This is a genomic window from Pseudomonas benzenivorans (assembly GCF_024397895.1).
GTDB lineage: Bacteria > Pseudomonadota > Gammaproteobacteria > Pseudomonadales > Pseudomonadaceae > Aquipseudomonas > Aquipseudomonas benzenivorans_A.
Genome location: NZ_CP073346.1, coordinates 1,068,397 through 1,084,945 on the forward strand (window position 1 = coordinate 1,068,397; position 16,549 = coordinate 1,084,945).

At 65.9% G+C, this 16,549-nt stretch carries 13 protein-coding genes and 3 pseudogenes; 5 read left to right on the top strand and 11 right to left on the bottom strand.

The window, feature by feature from the left end; genetic code table 11:
* Positions 1 to 55: 55 nt before the first annotated feature.
* Positions 56 to 961 (bottom strand): DMT family transporter, encoded by a 906-nt coding sequence (locus KDW96_RS05035; RefSeq protein WP_255839333.1) that lies wholly within the window; start codon positions 959 to 961, stop codon positions 56 to 58.
* Positions 962 to 1,094: 133 nt separating this feature from the next.
* On the opposite strand from KDW96_RS05035, the gene KDW96_RS05040 reads away from it, so the two are divergent.
* The 3 genes and pseudogenes from KDW96_RS05040 to KDW96_RS22165 all read left to right on the top strand — a co-directional run bounded on the left by KDW96_RS05040 (position 1,095) and on the right by KDW96_RS22165 (position 3,387).
* On the top strand, positions 1,095 to 1,562 hold the full coding sequence (locus tag KDW96_RS05040; protein WP_255839334.1) for an Lrp/AsnC family transcriptional regulator: 468 nt from the start codon (positions 1,095 to 1,097) through the stop codon (positions 1,560 to 1,562).
* Positions 1,563 to 1,815: 253 nt separating this feature from the next.
* Positions 1,816 to 2,493: pseudogene (locus KDW96_RS22160) on the top strand (MCP four helix bundle domain-containing protein); the annotation flags it as partial.
* A gap of 93 nt (positions 2,494 to 2,586) precedes the next feature.
* The gene (locus tag KDW96_RS22165; protein ID WP_370295435.1) at positions 2,587 to 3,387 is read left to right on the top strand and encodes a methyl-accepting chemotaxis protein; all 801 of its coding nucleotides are present in this window, start codon (positions 2,587 to 2,589) and stop codon (positions 3,385 to 3,387) included.
* Here the strand turns inward: KDW96_RS22165 and KDW96_RS05050 are convergent.
* Positions 3,377 to 3,601: pseudogene (locus KDW96_RS05050) on the bottom strand (DUF3418 domain-containing protein); the annotation flags it as partial. The gene KDW96_RS22165 and the pseudogene KDW96_RS05050 overlap by 11 nt on opposite strands.
* 28 nt (positions 3,602 to 3,629) lie before the next feature.
* Here KDW96_RS05050 and KDW96_RS05055 point away from each other — a divergent pair.
* Positions 3,630 to 3,827, top strand: coding sequence for a hypothetical protein (locus KDW96_RS05055; protein ID WP_255840627.1), 198 nt, complete (start codon positions 3,630 to 3,632; stop codon positions 3,825 to 3,827).
* Between the two features lie 161 nt (positions 3,828 to 3,988).
* On the opposite strand, the pseudogene KDW96_RS05060 reads toward KDW96_RS05055, so the two are convergent.
* The 8 genes and pseudogenes from KDW96_RS05060 to KDW96_RS05095 form a co-directional block, all read right to left on the bottom strand.
* Positions 3,989 to 4,209: pseudogene (locus KDW96_RS05060) on the bottom strand (IS110 family transposase); the annotation flags it as partial.
* A 98-nt stretch (positions 4,210 to 4,307) separates the two neighbouring features.
* Entirely contained in the window at positions 4,308 to 5,276 is a 969-nt protein-coding gene (locus tag KDW96_RS05065; protein WP_255839336.1) for a mechanosensitive ion channel family protein, read from the bottom strand.
* Positions 5,277 to 5,845: 569 nt separating this feature from the next.
* A complete protein-coding gene (locus tag KDW96_RS05070) occupies positions 5,846 to 6,370 on the bottom strand; it encodes a DUF3087 domain-containing protein (RefSeq protein WP_255839337.1) in 525 nt (174 codons plus the stop codon).
* 18 nt (positions 6,371 to 6,388) lie between these two features.
* Positions 6,389 to 10,411 (bottom strand): ATP-dependent RNA helicase HrpA, encoded by a 4,023-nt coding sequence (gene hrpA, locus KDW96_RS05075; protein WP_255839340.1) that lies wholly within the window; start codon positions 10,409 to 10,411, stop codon positions 6,389 to 6,391.
* 149 nt (positions 10,412 to 10,560) lie between these two features.
* Positions 10,561 to 12,225 (bottom strand): amidohydrolase, encoded by a 1,665-nt coding sequence (locus KDW96_RS05080; RefSeq protein ID WP_255839341.1) that lies wholly within the window; start codon positions 12,223 to 12,225, stop codon positions 10,561 to 10,563.
* A gap of 48 nt (positions 12,226 to 12,273) precedes the next feature.
* The gene (locus KDW96_RS05085) at positions 12,274 to 13,374 is read right to left on the bottom strand and encodes an extracellular solute-binding protein (RefSeq protein ID WP_255839342.1); all 1,101 of its coding nucleotides are present in this window, start codon (positions 13,372 to 13,374) and stop codon (positions 12,274 to 12,276) included.
* Positions 13,367 to 14,284: an N-carbamoylputrescine amidase gene (gene aguB, locus KDW96_RS05090; RefSeq protein WP_255839343.1), complete on the bottom strand. Its 918-nt coding sequence runs from the start codon at positions 14,282 to 14,284 to the stop codon at positions 13,367 to 13,369. The genes KDW96_RS05085 and aguB overlap by 8 nt, the downstream gene beginning before the upstream one ends.
* A gap of 5 nt (positions 14,285 to 14,289) precedes the next feature.
* Positions 14,290 to 15,342, bottom strand: coding sequence for an agmatine deiminase family protein (locus KDW96_RS05095; protein WP_255839344.1), 1,053 nt, complete (start codon positions 15,340 to 15,342; stop codon positions 14,290 to 14,292).
* A gap of 136 nt (positions 15,343 to 15,478) precedes the next feature.
* Between KDW96_RS05095 and KDW96_RS05100 the strand changes: the two genes are divergently transcribed.
* Positions 15,479 to 16,372 carry a LysR family transcriptional regulator gene (locus tag KDW96_RS05100; protein ID WP_255839345.1) on the top strand — a complete coding sequence of 298 codons (894 nt, stop codon included), beginning with the start codon at positions 15,479 to 15,481 and terminating at the stop codon, positions 16,370 to 16,372.
* Positions 16,373 to 16,404: 32 nt separating this feature from the next.
* Here KDW96_RS05100 and KDW96_RS05105 read toward each other — a convergent pair whose 3' ends face one another.
* Positions 16,405 to 16,530, bottom strand: a complete 126-nt coding sequence (locus KDW96_RS05105; protein WP_255839346.1) for a hypothetical protein — start codon at positions 16,528 to 16,530, stop codon at positions 16,405 to 16,407.
* Positions 16,531 to 16,549: the final 19 nt, after the last annotated feature.

Sequence of the window (16,549 nt, forward strand, 5' to 3'; positions counted from 1 at the left end):
CGCCGCCTGCGCCGCGCGCGGAGCCAGCCTAGCGGCCCCGCGCTTTGCTTCGGCCTCAGTCGCTGACCTGCTTGCCCTCCACCGGCACTGCGACCTTGCGCAGCGACCAGCCGAGGTTCATGCCAGCGGCGGCCAGCAGAATGGCGGCGATGCCGACCAGCTGGACCGGGTGCAGCTGATGGTCGAACGCCAGGTAGTCGACCAGAATCGCCACGATCGGGTAGATGAACGACAGCGCCCCGGTCAGGTGGGTCGGCAACTTCTGGATCGCGCCATACAGCAGGATGTACATGATCCCGGTGTGCACCACGCCAAGGGCGATAAGCGCGCCCCAGGTGCCCGCCTCGGTCGGCAGCTGGCTCAGGTTGGCGAAGGGGGCGAGCATCAGGGTGCCGACGCAGACCTGGATCAGGGCGATCAGGTGCGGCGGGGTGCCGGTGAGCTTCTTGGCGACCAGCGCGGCCAGGGCATAGAAGAAGGCCGCGCCCAAGGCCAGGAGGATGCCGCCGACGTAGTCCGTGCCGACATAGCCGGCGTCGGGCTTGGCCTGGACGATCAGCAGCATGCCGACGAAGGCCAGGCCCAGCCACATCAACTTACTCGCGGTCAGGCGCTCGGCGAGGAAGAGCGCGCCCAGCCCCACCAGGATGAACGGCTGGGTGTTGTACACCGCCGTGGCGATGGAAATGGACGCCCTGGGGTAGGCGGCGAACAGCAGCAGCCAGTTGAGCACGATGGCCACCCCGCCGAGAGCGGCGAAGGCCAGCAGGCGCGGCGTCAGGGTGCCGCGCAGCAGGCCCAGCGCGGCGCACACCGCCAGCAGCACCGGCGCGCCGATGACGCAACGCCAGAACACCACATCCATCGCCGGCTGCCCGGAGTGCAGGACGAACCAGCCGATGGTTCCGGAAATGATCATCGCTGCGGTCATTTCGACCGAGCCACGGGTCTTGCTGTTCATGGGGCACCTCCCTCAGTTATTAGAGGCTAAGATATTATGCACAGTGTCCATTTCACATGGCGAAAATTAGGCTATACACAATATAAACCTAATTAAGAAAGGCTAATCACCCTATATAACGGAGCAACGGAAAATGCTGGATTCTCTCGACCAGAAAATACTCGAATCCTTGCTGCAGGACTCGCGGATTTCCCTCAAGGCGCTGGCCGGCCAGGTCGGCCTGTCCTCCCCCGCCACCTCGGAGCGCCTGCGGCGTCTGGAGGAACGCGGGGTGATTCGCGGCTTCACCATCGAGATCGACCCGCGGGCCCTGGGCTACCAGCTGCAGGCGATCGTGCGCATCAAGCCATTGCCGGGCATGCTTCACGCAGTGCAGAAGCTGATCGAAGACACCGCCGAGTTCTGCGAGTGCGACAAGGTCACTGGCGACGACTGCTTCATCGCGCGCCTGTACCTGCGCTCCATCGACCAGCTCGACCATATCCTCGACCGCATCGCCGACAAGGCGCAGACCAGTACGTCCATCGTCAAATCGCAGCCGATCAAGCGCCGCCCGCCGGGCATCGGCCGACGCATGCCGGCGACCAACCCGCCGAGCTGATGACTCGAACGCCAATCGAGCCGGTCCTCGGCGGGTGCAGTGCAGAACGCCTCAAGGCTCGATCGCCGACTATCCCCTGACATTTCCTATTCGCCTCATCGGGCGCTTAAAGGTTGCTGAAAGGTTCGCGTTGTAATAATCCGCGCGCGCCCTTCGTGCACCCTACAAGAACAAAATAGGAGAACTCGGTTTGTTGACTCTGAAAACCCGTCTGATCGTCGCGGTCGCCATTCCCTGCTCCGCCCTGATCCTGGTGGCACTGACCAGCCTCGGCAGCATGTCCAATATGCACCGGAACACCGAGGCGCTCTACCTCAACACCGCAGCCCCGCTGCGGGCTATGGCCGAGGCAGCCTCGCGCATCCCTCGCATGCGCGTCGGCATCGACATGATGCTGCTGCAGGACACCCCACTTCGTGACGAGCGGGGGGTGAAGACGCGGGTGCAGGAAGCCCGCGGCGAGGATATCCCAAGCATGCGCGAGGCCATGCGCAATGCGGTGGACACCCAGGTCAATCTGGAGCGCAAGGCCCAGGCGCAATGGCTGCTCGATCAGTTCGAGACGATGGTAAGCAATGAGCTGGAACCCATGCTGAGCGCCCTCGACGCCGGCGATATGGCCAGAGCCCAGCAGATCTACCGCGACCAGTACGCCAAGAGCTACGGCGTGATGCGCCAGGGTGCCAACGAGCTGCTCGACGCCCTGCTGCAGCAGGCCGAGCAACAGAACCAGTACAGCGCCGAGAGCTACAGCGACGGGCTCACCCGCCAGATTGCCATCATCGTACTCGGCCTGCTGGTGTCGTTCGTCACGTCCTTGACGATCGTCGTCTACCTGCGCCGCCGCGTGGCCGTGCTGCAGAACAGCCTGGGTCTGGCCGCCGATAACCTGGCTCTGGACACCCGTATCGAGCTGACAGGCCAGGATGAGCTGAGCGAGATCGCCCGCAGCTTCAACCGTTTCATCGACAAGGTTCATGATGCCATGCGGCAACTGGCCGACAACGCGAGCCAGCTCGCGGCAATGGCCCTCGAGGTGGCCGAGCGTGCCCGGCTGACCCAGAGCAACTGCACATCGCAGAGCGACCGTACCGTGCAGGTGGCCACCGCCATCAACGAGCTGGGCTCCACCGTCAACGAGATCGCCCACAACGCCGAGAATGCCGCCAACGTGGCACGCGAGGCGACTCGGCATGCCTGCGACGGTAGCCAGGTGGTGAGCCAGGCGAATCAGCAGGTCGATGCCTTGAACGGCGAGCTGGAACAGGCAGCCAGGGTAATCGAATCGCTGGCCGAACAAACCAACGCGATCAGCGCTACGCTCGACACCATTCGCAGCATCTCCGAACAGACCAACCTGCTGGCGCTGAATGCCGCCATCGAGGCCGCTCGCGCCGGCGAGCAGGGTCGTGGTTTCGCCGTGGTGGCCGACGAGGTGCGTACCCTGGCCAGCCGCTCCGGCGCATCCACCGACGAAATTCAGCAGGTCATCAACCGTCTGCAGGCCGAATCCCACTGCGCCGTTACAGCCATGGCCAAAGGCCGGCGCCAGAGCGCGCTGGTGGTCGAGTACGCCAGCAAGGCATCGGCAGCGCTGGAACAGATCAGCGGGCATATCAGTCAGATCAGCGACCAGAACATTCAGGTCGCCACTGCCACGGAAGAGCAATCCTGCGTGGTCGAAGAGATCAACCGTAATATCGAGGACATTAACCAGCTCACGGTCGATACCACCGACATCGCGGATCAGTTGAACAATGCCAGTAGCAGTCTGCAGACGCTCTCCGAACAGCTGAATGGCCTGGTCGGGCGCTTCAGACTGTAGAGTGCGGCGACCAGGTGCAGCTTGAATGCTGACCCTGGTTGTCGCTGGATAACGCCTCAGGCGACGACGGCGAGGCGCGCTTGTCCGACACCGCCATGCGGGTGCCCAGTTGTTGGGCGAACAGCGACACCCGGTACTCCTCGAGCATCAAGCGGTACAGGGTAAGCTGCGGATCGTCCTTGCCCTCTTGACGGTGCTCGCCCAGGCGCTGTTCGATGGCCTTGAGCTAGCGCGGCACTTCCTTGAAACATTCGCCCAGCGTCCCCCGCCACCTCTCCCTGCGCTCCATCGACCAACTCGACCCCATTCTCGACTGCATCGCCGACAAGGCCCTGACCAGCACCTCCATCGTCAAATCGCAGCCGATCAAGCGCCGCCCGCCGGGCATCGGCCGACGCGGGGCAGGCGGCAAGGCGGCCGAGGGGGCGAACCAGGCGTGACTGGCGAAGCGGCGCTGTTCGGAACCCAGGCCGCAGGCAAGCTGATGCGGCGAGTGGCAACGCACTGCCCCATCAAGGCGGCATCAGATCGCCAGGCGCGCTTTCAGCCAGAGTAGGCGTTCAAACTAAGAAAATAGACCTGCCACCCACTTACCGAGCACGTCCATGCCTGCCTCGCACAGGATACCGCGCAGCAGGTTGCTACGCTGGGTGCGGCTCTTGCTCCAGCTCTCGCGCAGGCCGTGCAACTGTTGCAGTTGCTGCTGCTCGTGGCTCTTTACCTGGATCGACTGGATGCCCTGGCATCACGCCCCTCGGGAATGGCGTCACAGTCGTTGGGGTCGGTCTTGTGGCGGGAAGTTAGAAGGGGGCGGAGTGATCTGTTTTAATTCACTCCGCCCCCTTTACTCGTGCAATCCTCGGATGAGCCGTTAGCCAAGCTTCAGATTGTCCCGAACCTTTTCACATCCAACGGAGCTTTCACTCTCGGGGCATCGCAGTCAGCTCGCGAAGGGCGTCTGAAATCCGTCGGGTTGCCGGCACCTCGCCTCGACCCGCTGGCCAGCCTTCCCGCTGTTTGGCGCGATCGCCATCGGTCTCCTCGGTCTGATCGTGGAACAGGTGCACCTGCGTCGGATAGGGCATGTCGATGCCTTCTTCGTCGAGTCGTAGATAAACGGCCTGCAGGACCTCGCCGAACACATGGATCTGAGTCGCTCGGTCCGACCTGGTCCACCAGCGCAGGCGCACGATATTGGCGAAGTCCCCGAGTTCGATGGGAATGGTTTCCGGCGCAGGGTCGGACAACACACCGTCGACGCTGGCACAGGCCTCCACCATCAACTTCCGTGCCTTCGCCCAATTATCATTGCAGCCGATGCCGATGTCGTATTGCGATCTGCGTTCCTCGAACGCGGTATTGACGACCACGCTGCTGGTGTAGATCTCCGAGTTCGGAATGACCACGCGGCGCCCGTCATAGGTCTTTATCAGTGTTGCCCGCGTTTCGATTTTTTCCACGGTACCCTCGTGTCCGCCCGAGATGATCTGATCACCCACTTCGAACGGTTGGCGCAGCAGTATCAGAATGCCGGCCAGCATATTTTGCAGGATGTCCTTGAACGCGAAACCTATGGCCACCGAACTCACACCAAGGCCGGCAAACAGGTCCCCCGGCGTAAGGCTCGGAGCGATGATCGTGGCACTGAGCATGAAGCCGACAATGACAATGCTCCAACGGGTCAAGGCTCCGCCCACCTCGCCCAAACTGGGACGGTCGCTCTTTTCGGCCCGCGCCCGAATGAGCCTTCCGATGGCCCGACCGACGAACCAGAAAATCGCGAAGACCACGAGACCCACCGCGATGCTGGGCAATAGTTTGAAAAGGCCGTCGAGCCAAGCGTCCAGCCGATCGAATATCAGGCCCGGGTTTACGTCGACTTCATTCATCGAAATGCGTCCTCAGTGTGAGTTCGGCAAACTACGCAATGCAGTCCTGACAAACTCCTATAGGCCGAAAGAGTTGCTGACACTTCATGGGAGTATAGGCCGGCCTAAAGTCACCAGGACTAGAGGTATCGGGCCGCCTACCGCCTCGACATAGTCGTTCTTGAACGCCGTCGGAGCCGCGACACTGAAAATGAATGCACCAGCAACGGTCCGAAAAGCGCTCTGGGATGCGTCGTCGGTAACCAGAATGAGTTACTGCGCAGTGCCGATCTGGAGCGTCCAGGCAAGCCCGCACAGAGCGAGGTAGTCTGGGTGACCACTGGTGGAAAACGCTTTGCGGTTTTCCATCCTACGCGGACGTGAGGCTGCTGTAGGGTGGACAACGTTTACTTGTCCACCGACTTCCGTGATAGCCCGCAACGGGTCGACTTCGGGCTGTCATCACCGGCAAAGCCAGCCCATCGCGACCGCCTGCATCGTTTAGGAACCCGCGAAGATCGCTCCCGATCTCCCGGACGGCGCCGCGCGATGTCGAATTCATCGTCCGCGCATCGGCGGGCAGCAGCGGCTCACTTGAAGGCCTTGAGCGCCTCCAGCCAGGCCGGGTCGAGGCGCGCCTGCTCCGGGTCCAGGCCGCGTTGTTCCAAGGCTTCGCGGTGCGCGTCGATCTCGCGCACCAGTTGCCCGAGTTCGCTGCTGTTGCCGTCCAGCTGGTGCATCTGGGTCAGGCCCAGGTGGTAGAAGCGCAGCAGCTTCATGGAGCGCTCGTCGCCCGCGGCCACTCCGGCCTTGACCTGGTGCATCTGGTTGGTCACGCGCATCAGGCTGCGCTTGAGCCGCCAGCCGTACACCGCCGCCGCCATGAACGGGCGCGACCACAGTTGCAGGCGCACGAAGGCGACGGTCAGGGCCAGGCCGGCGAGCACGCCGATCAGGTTCCACTTGAAGTTGTCGCCGCCGGGGGTGCCGAACAGCTGGCTGCTGGCTGTGGCGCAGAGCATGCCCAGCAGCAGGAACAGGGCCACGATCACCAGGGTGCTGCGGCGGGTCTGCTGGCGGTAGTGCTCGGGGTTCATTGGCTGGATTTCGAACATCTAGTACTCCTGGCGCGGTCAGGCTTCGACCGCGCTCCACTGTTTGCCAAGGCGCTTGTCCGATACCGCCATTTTGGTGCCCAGCTGCTGGGCGAACAGCGACACCCGGTACTCCTCGAGCATCCAGCGGTACTGGATAAGCTGCGGATCGCGCTTGCCCTCCTGGCGGTGCTTGCCCAGGCGCGCCTGGTACTGCTCCCAGTAGCCGGCCAGCTCGCCGCTCCACACCCGGTCGCGCTGCACCTGGGCGCCGATCTTGTCCAGGCGCTGCTCGATGGCCTTGAGGTATCGCGGCAGTTCCTTGAGCCATTCACCCGGCGTCTCGCGCACGAAGCCCGGGTAGACCAGGTTGGCGAGCTGCTGCTTTATGTCGTTGAGCGCCATGGCCTGGGCCAGGTCGATCTTGCCCTTGAAGCTTTTCTGCAGGCCGTGCCACAGCTTGAGGATTTCCAGGCACAGGCGGGCCAGGCGTTCGGCGTGGGCGGTCCAGTCGCCGCGCTTGCGCTCGGCCAGGGCCGCCAGGGCGGCGCCGTCGCGGGGCAGGCTCCCACTGCCTTCATGAAGAGCGCCCTCGAGGATGCAGCTGTCCAGGCTGGCCAAGAGGATGTCCTCGACCAGCGCCTCGATGCGGCCGATCTCGCGGTGCAGCAGGCCCAGCTCGGTCAGCCCCGGCAGCTTGCCGCGCAGGTACTTGGCCGGCTCGGCCAGTTGCTGCAGCAGCAGGCGCTGCAGGGCGCGGCGGTGCTGGAACTCGGCCTCGGCCTGGGTCGGGAAGCGCCCTTCCTTGACCTCTCCGCCCTCCTCCACCAGCGCCGGGTAGACGGTCATGGACAGTCCGGCGACCTTCTGCTGGGCCTTCTCGGCCACTTCGGCGAAGGCCTTGGCCTGCACCGGCTGCTGGGCTTTCTCGGTCTTCGGCAAAGCCAGCGCGGCCTGGCTGGCCTCGTTGAAGCGGGCGCACAGCTCGGCCAGGTCGCGCCCCTCGCCGAGGGGCTTGCCATGGGTGTCGACCACCTCGATGTTCATGCGCAGGTGGCCCTCGATCTGCGCGGCGGCATCGATCCAGGCTTCCTCGGCCACGCGCACCCCGGTCATGCGCAGCAGTTCGCGGCCCAGGGCGGCGGGCAGGCTGCCCTCGGCGAAACCGATCTTGGCCAGGGCCGCGCCGACGAAGTCCGGCACCGGCACGAAGTTCTTGCGCACCGCCTTGGGCAGGTTGCGCACCAGGGCCACGCACTTGGCCTCCAGCAGGCCCGGCACCAGCCACTCCAGGCGCTCGCCCGGCAGCTGCGGCAGCAACGGCGCCGGCACCCGCAGGGTGACGCCGTCGCGCGGATGATTGGGTTCGAAGTGGTAGGACAACGGCAGTTGCAGCTCGCCCAGGTGCAGGCTGTCGGGGTATTGCGCGGCGGTGACCTCGCGGGCGTCGCGGGCCAGCACATCTTCCTCGCGCATGATCAGCAGCTGCGCATTGCCGGCGCTCTCGCGCTTGTACCAGCTGTCGAAACTGGCGGTCTGGTAGATGTCGGCCGGCAGGCGCGCCTCGTAGAAGGCGAACAGGGTTTCCTCGTCGGCCAGGATGTCGCGCCGGCGCGCCTTGGCCTCCAGCTCGTCGAGCTTTTCCAGCAGCTGGCGGTTGGCCGACAGGCAGCGGGCGCGGGACTGGATCTCGCCGCCGACCAGGCCCTCGCGGATGAACAGCTCGCGCGACACCACAGGGTCGATGGGGCCGTAGTGCACCGGGCGGCGGCCGACCACGATCATGCCGTAGAGGGTGATCTGCTCGTAGGCCACCACCTGTCCGCGCTTCTTCTCCCAGTGCGGCTCCAGGTGATTCTTCTTGATCAGGTGGCCGGCCAGGGGCTCGATCCAGTCCGGCTCGATCTTCGCCACCATGCGGGCGAACAGCTTGGTCGTTTCCACCAGCTCGGCGGTCATCAGCCAGCTGGGTTTCTTTCTACCCAGGCCGGAGGAGGGATGAATCCAGAAGCGCCGCTGGCGCGCACCGAGGTAGTCGCCCTCTTCGGTCTTCTGGCCGATCTGGCTGAGCAGGCCGCTGAGGATGGCCTTGTGCACCTTGGCGTAGTCGATGCTGCGCTGCTGGGCCTCGTCCTTGACGGCCTTGGCGGACTCTCGGGCAGCGTCCGGGCCCTTGCCGGGCTCCGGCTTGGCCGGCTTGCCCTCCGGCGCCTTGGCCTTGAGCTGCAGCTCGCGGCTGATCAGGGTCAGCTGGCGGTGCGCGTCGCGCCATTCGCGCAGGCGCAGGTAGTTGAGGAAGTTCTTCCGGCACCAGCTGCGCAGCGCGTTGGAGCCCAGGGCCTGGCGTTGCTCCTCGAAGCCGCGCCACAGGTTGATCAGGGCGGCGAAGTCCGAATCGACGTCCTTCCACTGGGCATGGGCCTGGTCGGCGGCCTGCTGGCGGTCGGACGGGCGCTCGCGCACATCCTGCACCGACAGGGCGCTGGCGACGATCAACACCTCCTCCAGGCTGCCCTGCTTGGCGCCCTCGAGCACCATGCGGCCCATGCGCGGGTCCACCGGAAGGCGCGCCAGCTGGCGGCCCAGGGGGGTCAGCTGGCCGTCGCGGCTGACCGCCGAGAGCTCCTGCAGCAGGGTGTAGCCGTCGCTGATGGCCTTGCCGTCCGGCGGCTCGATGAAGGGAAAGGCGTCGACCTCGCCCAGGCGCAGGTGGAGCATCTGCAGGATCACCGCGGCCAGGTTGGTACGCAGGATCTCCGGGTCGGTGAATTCGGGGCGGGCGAGGAAGTCCTCCTCGCTGTACAGGCGGATGCAGATGCCCGGCTCGACCCGGCCGCAGCGGCCCTTGCGCTGGTTGGCGCTGGCCTGGGACACCGCCTCGATGGGCAGGCGCTGGACCTTGGCGCGGTAGCTGTAGCGGCTGATGCGCGCGGTGCCGGAATCGATCACGTAGCGGATGCCCGGCACGGTCAGCGAGGTCTCGGCGACGTTGGTGGCCAGGACGATCTTGCGCCCGGCCATGGGCTGGAAGATCTTCTGCTGCTCGGCCGGGGTCAGCCGCGCATACAGCGGCAGCACCTCGGTGTGCCTGAGGTTGGCCTTGCGCAGCACCTCGGCGCAGTCGCGGATCTCCCGCTCGCCGGGCAGGAACACCAGCACGTCGCCGGGGCGCTTGCCCTCGCTGCGCTCGAAGGCGGCCAGCTCGTCGAGGCTGGCGAGAATCGCCTGGTCCACCGAGAGGTCCTCCTCGACCCGGTTGCCCTCCTCGTCCTGCTCGGCGGTCAGCGGCCGGTACCAGGTTTCCACCGGGTAGGTGCGCCCCGACACCTCCACCACCGGCGCGCCGCCGAAGTGCTGGGAGAAGCGCTCCAGGTCGATGGTCGCCGAGGTGATGATCAGCTTGAGGTCCGGCCGGCGCGCCAGCAGGGTCTTCAGGTAGCCGAGCAGAAAATCGATGTTCAGGCTGCGCTCGTGGGCCTCGTCGACAATGATCGTGTCGTACTTGTCGAGGAAGCGGTCGTGCTGGGTCTCGGCCAGCAGGATGCCGTCGGTCATCAGCTTGATCAGGCTGCGCTCGTTGCTCTGGTCCTCGAAGCGCACCTGGTAGCCCACCAGCTCACCCAACGGCGTGCCGATCTCTTCCGCCACCCGGGTGGCCACGCTGCGCGCGGCCAGGCGGCGCGGCTGGGTGTGACCGATCAGACCATGGGTGCCACGGCCCAGCTCCAGGCAGATCTTCGGCAGCTGGGTAGTCTTGCCCGAGCCGGTCTCGCCGGCGATCACCACCACCTGATGGGCGCTGATCGCCGCCTTGATCTCGTCGCGCTTGGCGGCGATCGGCAGGGCGTCGTCGTAGCGCATGGCCGGCACGCTGAGGCGGCGCGCCTCGACCTTGGCGGCGGAGGCCTGGAAGCGCTCCAGCCACTGCGCCAGCTTGGCCTCGTCCGGCGTCGCCGGCTTGCGCAGCTCATGCAGCTGGCGGCGCAGGCGGTGGCGATCGGCGATCAGTGCCTGGTCGAGGTTTTTCAGCAGGAGGTCGAATGCGGGAGTCTGGTCGGTCATCGGGGCCGTGGTGCAGTCATGCCAGGGTGGGCGCGAACGGCGCCCAGCCCGGCGGGAAAATTAGCCGGCGATTGTCGCAGATTTCCCCCCACTGCGCCCAAGCCAGCTCAGCCCCTCGCCTCTTACCGCACATCCGCCGCCTCCGCGCCTCAGAATCCCTCGGCGCGATAGACCTCCGCGCCACCGAGCAGGGTCCAGAGCACCCGGGCCTTGCCGAGCTGCTCGACTGGCAGCCGGAATATGTCGCGATCCAGCACCACCAGGTCGGCTTGCTTGCCTACCTCCAGGGAGCCGGTGTCCTGCTCCTGGCGCAGGCTGTAGGCGGCATCCAGGGTGTAGGCGCGCACCGCCGCCTCCAGGCTGGGCAGGCTGCGCTCGCCCAGACCCAGGGCATTGTGCATGATGCCCAGGGGCGACAGCGGGTTGACGTCCCAGTCGGAACTCAGGGTGACCCGCGCACCGCTGTCATGCAGCTGGCCCAACGGCAGCAGTCGATAGGCGCGCTGACCGATCAGCGGCTCGTTGTCCTTGAGGAAAGACGGCGCGAAGTAACGGCTCGGCTGAAAATCGGCGGTAACGTTCAGCTGCCGGAAACGCGGCAGGTCGGCCTGGTCCACCAACTCGACGTGGGTCAGGCGGTGCCGCCCCTGGCCGCCGCCGGCCTCGATGGCGTCCAGGGCATCGCCCACCGCCTGGTCGCCGATGGCATGGATATGCATGTCGAAGCCTGCCTCGGACAGCTCGCCGACATAGCGTCGCAACCGCTCGGGACCAAAGTAGTACAGCCCTTTGGGCTCGACCCCCGGCAGGCTTTCTTGATAGGGCTGCTGCAGCCGTGCGGTGCTGTTGTGGATGATGCCGTCGACGTAGAACTTGACCTGGTTGACCCGCAGCAGGCTGTGCTCATCGCCGGGTCGATACAGGGACTTGAGTTCGGCCAGCTGCTGCTCGTCGTCCAGCGACGGATAGGCCCACAAGCCCAGGGCGGTGCGCGCCTTAAGTTCGTCGCGTTCGGCGGCCTTCTGCCAGGCCTCGAGATGGCCCCGGCGCCAGAACACCCGGGCATCGGCCACCGAGGTGACGCCGTTGCTGGCCAGTTCGTCCTGGCCCGTCAGCACCGCCTGATAATAGACCTCTGCGAGCGCCCTGGACGGCGGCAGGGCCTGGTCCAGCGCCAGGTCGCCGGCATTGTCCAGCACCAGGCCGGTGGGTCGACCGTCCTCGTCGCGCATGATCACGCCGCCGATCGGGTCGGGGGTGTCGGCATCGATGCCGGCCAGTTCCAGGCCCTTGGAGTTGAGCCAGTAGGCGTGCGAGGTCTCCTCCATCAGGGTCACCGGACGGTCCGCCACCACGGCGTCGAGCAGGTCGCGCGGGGCTTCGTCCTCCTCCAGCAGGGTATGCAGGGCGAAGCCCCAACCCACCAGCCAGTCGCCCTCGTCCTCGGCATTGCAGCCCTCCAGTTGCGCCAGCCACCGCTCCATCCCATCCCCGGGGCTGAGGGTGCAATCGCCCTGGGCCTGCGAGGAGGCATCCAGCACATGGGCGTGGGTATCCTGGAAACCCGGCAGCACCAGGCGCCCCTGCAGGTCGACCCGCTCGGTCTGCGCGTCGACATAGGCCTGCAGCGCCTGGCCATCGCCCACGGCGAGAATCCGCCCGTCCTCGGCGATGGCCAGGGCGCTGGCCCAGGGCTGCTGCTCGTTCACCGTGTAGATCTTGCCGTTGTGCAACAGCGTGGCGGCCGGCTCGGCGGCCTGCAGGGCGGAACTGGCCAGCATCAGCAGGCCGGTCAGACTCGGAACTACTCGCATAAAAAGCCTCATCCTTGGATATCGGTGCCACCGCCGCACTGGCGCGAACTACTGCGCGGTGGCGGTCTTGAAGTTGGTCCAGGTGCGCATGCGCGCACGCATGTCGCGCTGTGGGATGTCCTTGCCGGGGAACAGCCGGGCGTAGCTGGCCTCGCTCGGGTAGATGTCCGGGTTGTCGCGCATCTGCGGGTCGACGGCGGCGCGCGCCTTGGCGTTGGAGGTGGGGTAGCCGGTGAAGTTGGAGATGGCCGCCATGTGCTCCGGGCGCATGACGAAGTTGATGAAGGCGTAGGCGTATTCAGGATGCTTGGCATCCACGGGAATCGCCATGGTGTCCATCCACACCGCGGAGCCCTCGCTGGGGATGCGGTACTGGAAGTCCACCTGCTTGCCGGCGGCGTCTGCCGTGCGCTGGGCCTGGGTCATGTCGCCGCTGTAGCCGAGCGACAGGCACAGGTCGCCGTTGACCAGGTCGGTGACCGGCTGCGACTGCAGCTTGGTCACATAGGGGCGCAGCTGCATCAGCAGGGCTTGCGCCGCCTCCAGGTCCTCAGGCTTGGCGCTGCGCGGGTCGCGCCCCAGGTAGTGCAGCGCCACCGCCAGCACTTCGTCGGGGGAGTCGATCAGGGAGATTCCGCAGTCGGCGAACCTGGCCGCCAGCTCCGGCTTGAACAACATATCCAGACTGTTAACCGGCGCGCCCGGCGCCCGCTGGCGGATCATCTCGGCGTTGTAGGTCAGGCCGACCGTGCCCCAGGTGTAAGGCACCGTGGCATCGCGGGAATTGGGGTACTGCGCGTGCAGCGCCCGCAGGCCCGGCTCGATGTCCTCCAGCTCGGTCAGCTTGGCCTTGTCCAGCGGCTGCAGGGCGCCGGCGCGCATCAGCCGTTCGGCCACGGTGTCGCCGGGGAAGATCAGGTCGTAGCCACTGCCGCCGGACATCATCCTGGCCTCCAGCGTTTCGCTGCTGTCCATCACGTCGTAGACCACGCGAATGCCGGTCTCCGCGGTGAACTTGGCCAGGGTGTCCTCGGCGAAGTAGTCCGCCCAGTTGTACAGGTGCAGCACCTTCTCCTCGGCCAGCAGCGGCTGGCTCAGCAGCCCCAGGCCCAGGACCAACGCCGCCAGTGGTTTGCTGTGCTTATTCATCGTGAACTCCTCGCGCCGTCCAGCGCACGTGGGTTTGACGACCGTCCAGGCCCAGCAGGGGGCCGTACATTTCCGGGCGACGATCGCGGTAGATGCCCCAGGTCAGGCGCTCTTCGCGCATGGCCGGCAGATCCAGGGTCTGCACCAGCACGCCGGTCGAATCGCGGTCGGCCTCGGCCAGCGTCTTGCCCTTGTGATCGGTGATGAACGACGAGCCGTAGAAACTCATCGCCAGCTCGGGGTCGTTGCTCGCCACCTCACGGCCGACGCGGTTGGCGGCGACCACCGGCAGGATGTTGGCGGCGGCATGGCCCCGCATGCACATCTGCCAGTGATCGCGCGAATCCAGCGTCGCGGCCCCCGGCTCGGAGCCGATGGCGGCGGGGAACAGCAGCACCTCGGCGCCCTGCAGGGCCAGGCAACGGGCGGTCTCGGGGAACCACTGGTCCCAGCAGATGCCCACACCGAGGCAACCGAAGGCGGTGTCCCAGACCCGGAAACCGGTGTCGCCGGGGCTGAAGTACTCCTTCTCCTGATAGCCGATGGCGTTGGGAATGTGGGTCTTGCGGTAGACACCGAGCAAGCGACCGTCGGCGTCGGCCACGCTCAAGGAATTGAAGTAGACATTGCCGGCCTTCTCGAACCAGGACAGCGGCAAGACCACGCCCAGCTCCCGGGCCAGGGCGGCGAAGCGTTTGAGCACCCGGCTGTTGCCGTACTCCTCGGCCAGCGCCAGGTGCTTGTGATCCTGCTCGATGCAGAAATAGGGCGTGGCGAACAGCTCCTGCAGCAGGATCACCTGGGCGCCCTGGGCGGCCGCCTGGCGCACCAGCTGCTCGGCCTGGTCGAGATTGCGTCCGAGCTCCCAGCTGCAGGCGAACTGGGTGGTGGCGATGCACAGTTTGCTCATGCCCCTCACCCCTTCAGCGGCCAGGCCGGCTGTTGCTGGGTGATGCAGTGCACCCCGCCGCCGCCATGGGCCAGGTGGTCGATCCGCACCGGTACCACTTCACGCCCCGGGAAGGCCATGGCCAGGGTCTCGGCGGCCACCCGATCGGCGGCGATACCGTAGGCCGGCATGATCACGGCGCCGTTGGCGATGTAGAAGTTGGTGTAGGAGGCGCAGAACACCTCGGCCGCGCTGTCCACCGCATCGCTGGCATCAAACAGCTCGAGCAGCTCGAACCGGCGCCCACGGGCATCGGTGGCCAGCTCCAGGGCGCGTCGATTCTCGCGCACCACCTCGGCATAGGTCGAGGACTGCTCATGGGTGGCGTCCACCAGCAGCGCGCCGGGCCGGGCGAAGGCGCAGACGCCATCGACGTGGCCGTCGGTCATGTCGCCGGTGACATGGTCGGGATCGCCTGGCAGCCAGATGGTCTTCTTCACGCCGAGCAGGCGGGCGAAGATGGCCTCCATCTCGACCTTGCTCAGGCCCGGATTGCGATTGGGGTTGAGCAACACCGACTCGGTGGTGATCAGGGTGCCATCGCCGTCCACATGGATGGCGCCGCCCTCGTTGGCCAGCGGCGTGCCGAAGCACTCCAGGCCCAGGCCGTTGAGCACGCGCCGGGCCAGGCTCTCGTCCAGGTCATGGGCCGACTTGCCGCCCCAGGCATTGAAACGCCAGCTGACCCCGGCCAGGCCCAGCTGCGGATGGCAGACGAAGCTCGGCCCGCTGTCGCGGCACCAGCTGTCGTTGACCGCCAGCTCGACCAGTTCGATACCCGGCCCGCACAGCGTCCGGGCGGACGCCAGGGCGCTGGGGTCGACGACCAGCCTGACCGGCTCGAAGCGGGCGATGGTGTTGGCCACCCGGGCGAAGTCCTCCTGCACCTGGGCCAGGGTCACCCCCCAGGTGTTCTCCCACAGCGCCTGGTTGTGCGGCCAGACCATCCAGGTCGCGGCGTGCCGGGCCCATTCGGCCGGCATCCACCAGCTTGCTTGCTGCGTGTCGTTCAGTTGCATGACGAGTGCCTTTCCAGTTAAGTAGTTGTTATCACTGAAAACCGCCGAAGCGGCCATGACACCCATGCTAAGCCCCTATAAATCACGCAACAAACGATGGATTTTGCCTAAAACTGATTAGCAGGACTTATCAATCATGCTCAAACACTGGCCACCGCTGAACGCCCTGCGCGGCTTCGAAGCCGCCGCCCGCCTGGGCAGCTTCCACAAGGCCGCCGAGGAGCTGCACCTCACTCAGTCGGCCATCAGCCAGCAGATCCGCAGCCTGGAAGGCTATCTGGAGCAGCCGCTGTTCCATCGCAGCGGCCGCAGCGTCAGCCTGACGGACGCGGGCCACGACCTGCTCAGCACCACCCAGTCGCTGCTGCAACAACTGGCCGTGGGCATTCGCCGCCTGGAGCAGTACAGCAAGCCCAATCAGCTGGTGCTCAACACCACCCCGGCTTTCGCCCGTCACTGGCTACTGCCGCGCCTGGGTGATTTCCATCGGCACCACCCGGAGATCGATCTGTGGCTGTTCACCACCGACGAAGCCCCGGACATGGCTAGCCAAACCATCGACATTGCCGTGCGTGACGATATCGCCGCCCAGGCCGAGTGCAGTTTCCGGGTGCTGTTGCGTGACCGCCTCTATCCGGCCGGACACCCTACACAGCTGGCACTACCGGTCAGCCAACGCACCACCCTGCACGGCGAACGGGAGATGGATTGGAGTCATTGGGAAGTGGAGGCAGGCATCGACGTCGGCCAGCAGGGCCACGGCCTGAATTTCTCAGAGCCCGGCCTGCTGCTGGACGCCGCCTGCCAGGGCCTGGGCATCGCCCTGGTCAGCCAGCTGCTGGCCCGTCAGGCACGCACCAACGGCCTGTTGCAGCCGTTGACCGAGCGTAGCGTACGCGGCCCCAACTGGGCCTGGCTGATTCACCGCGACAGCGAGCACAGCCCGTTGACGCGCGACTTCTGCACCTGGCTGGAGCGTCAATTGGAGAGCGGTGACAACACCAAGAGCACGGCGCGCCATCAAGGCTGACGCCCCGGTGGCGCAGGCCCGCGCTCTCAGGATCAGATCTGGAACTGGCCAACCAGGCGCTCGCCGAGGCCATGCAATTCGCGCGAGGTCTGCGTTTCCTGCTGATCGGCCAGGCGCTGCAGCATCAGCATGGCGATGGTGCTGAGCACCAGGGTCAACAGGAAGATCGGGCCGAGG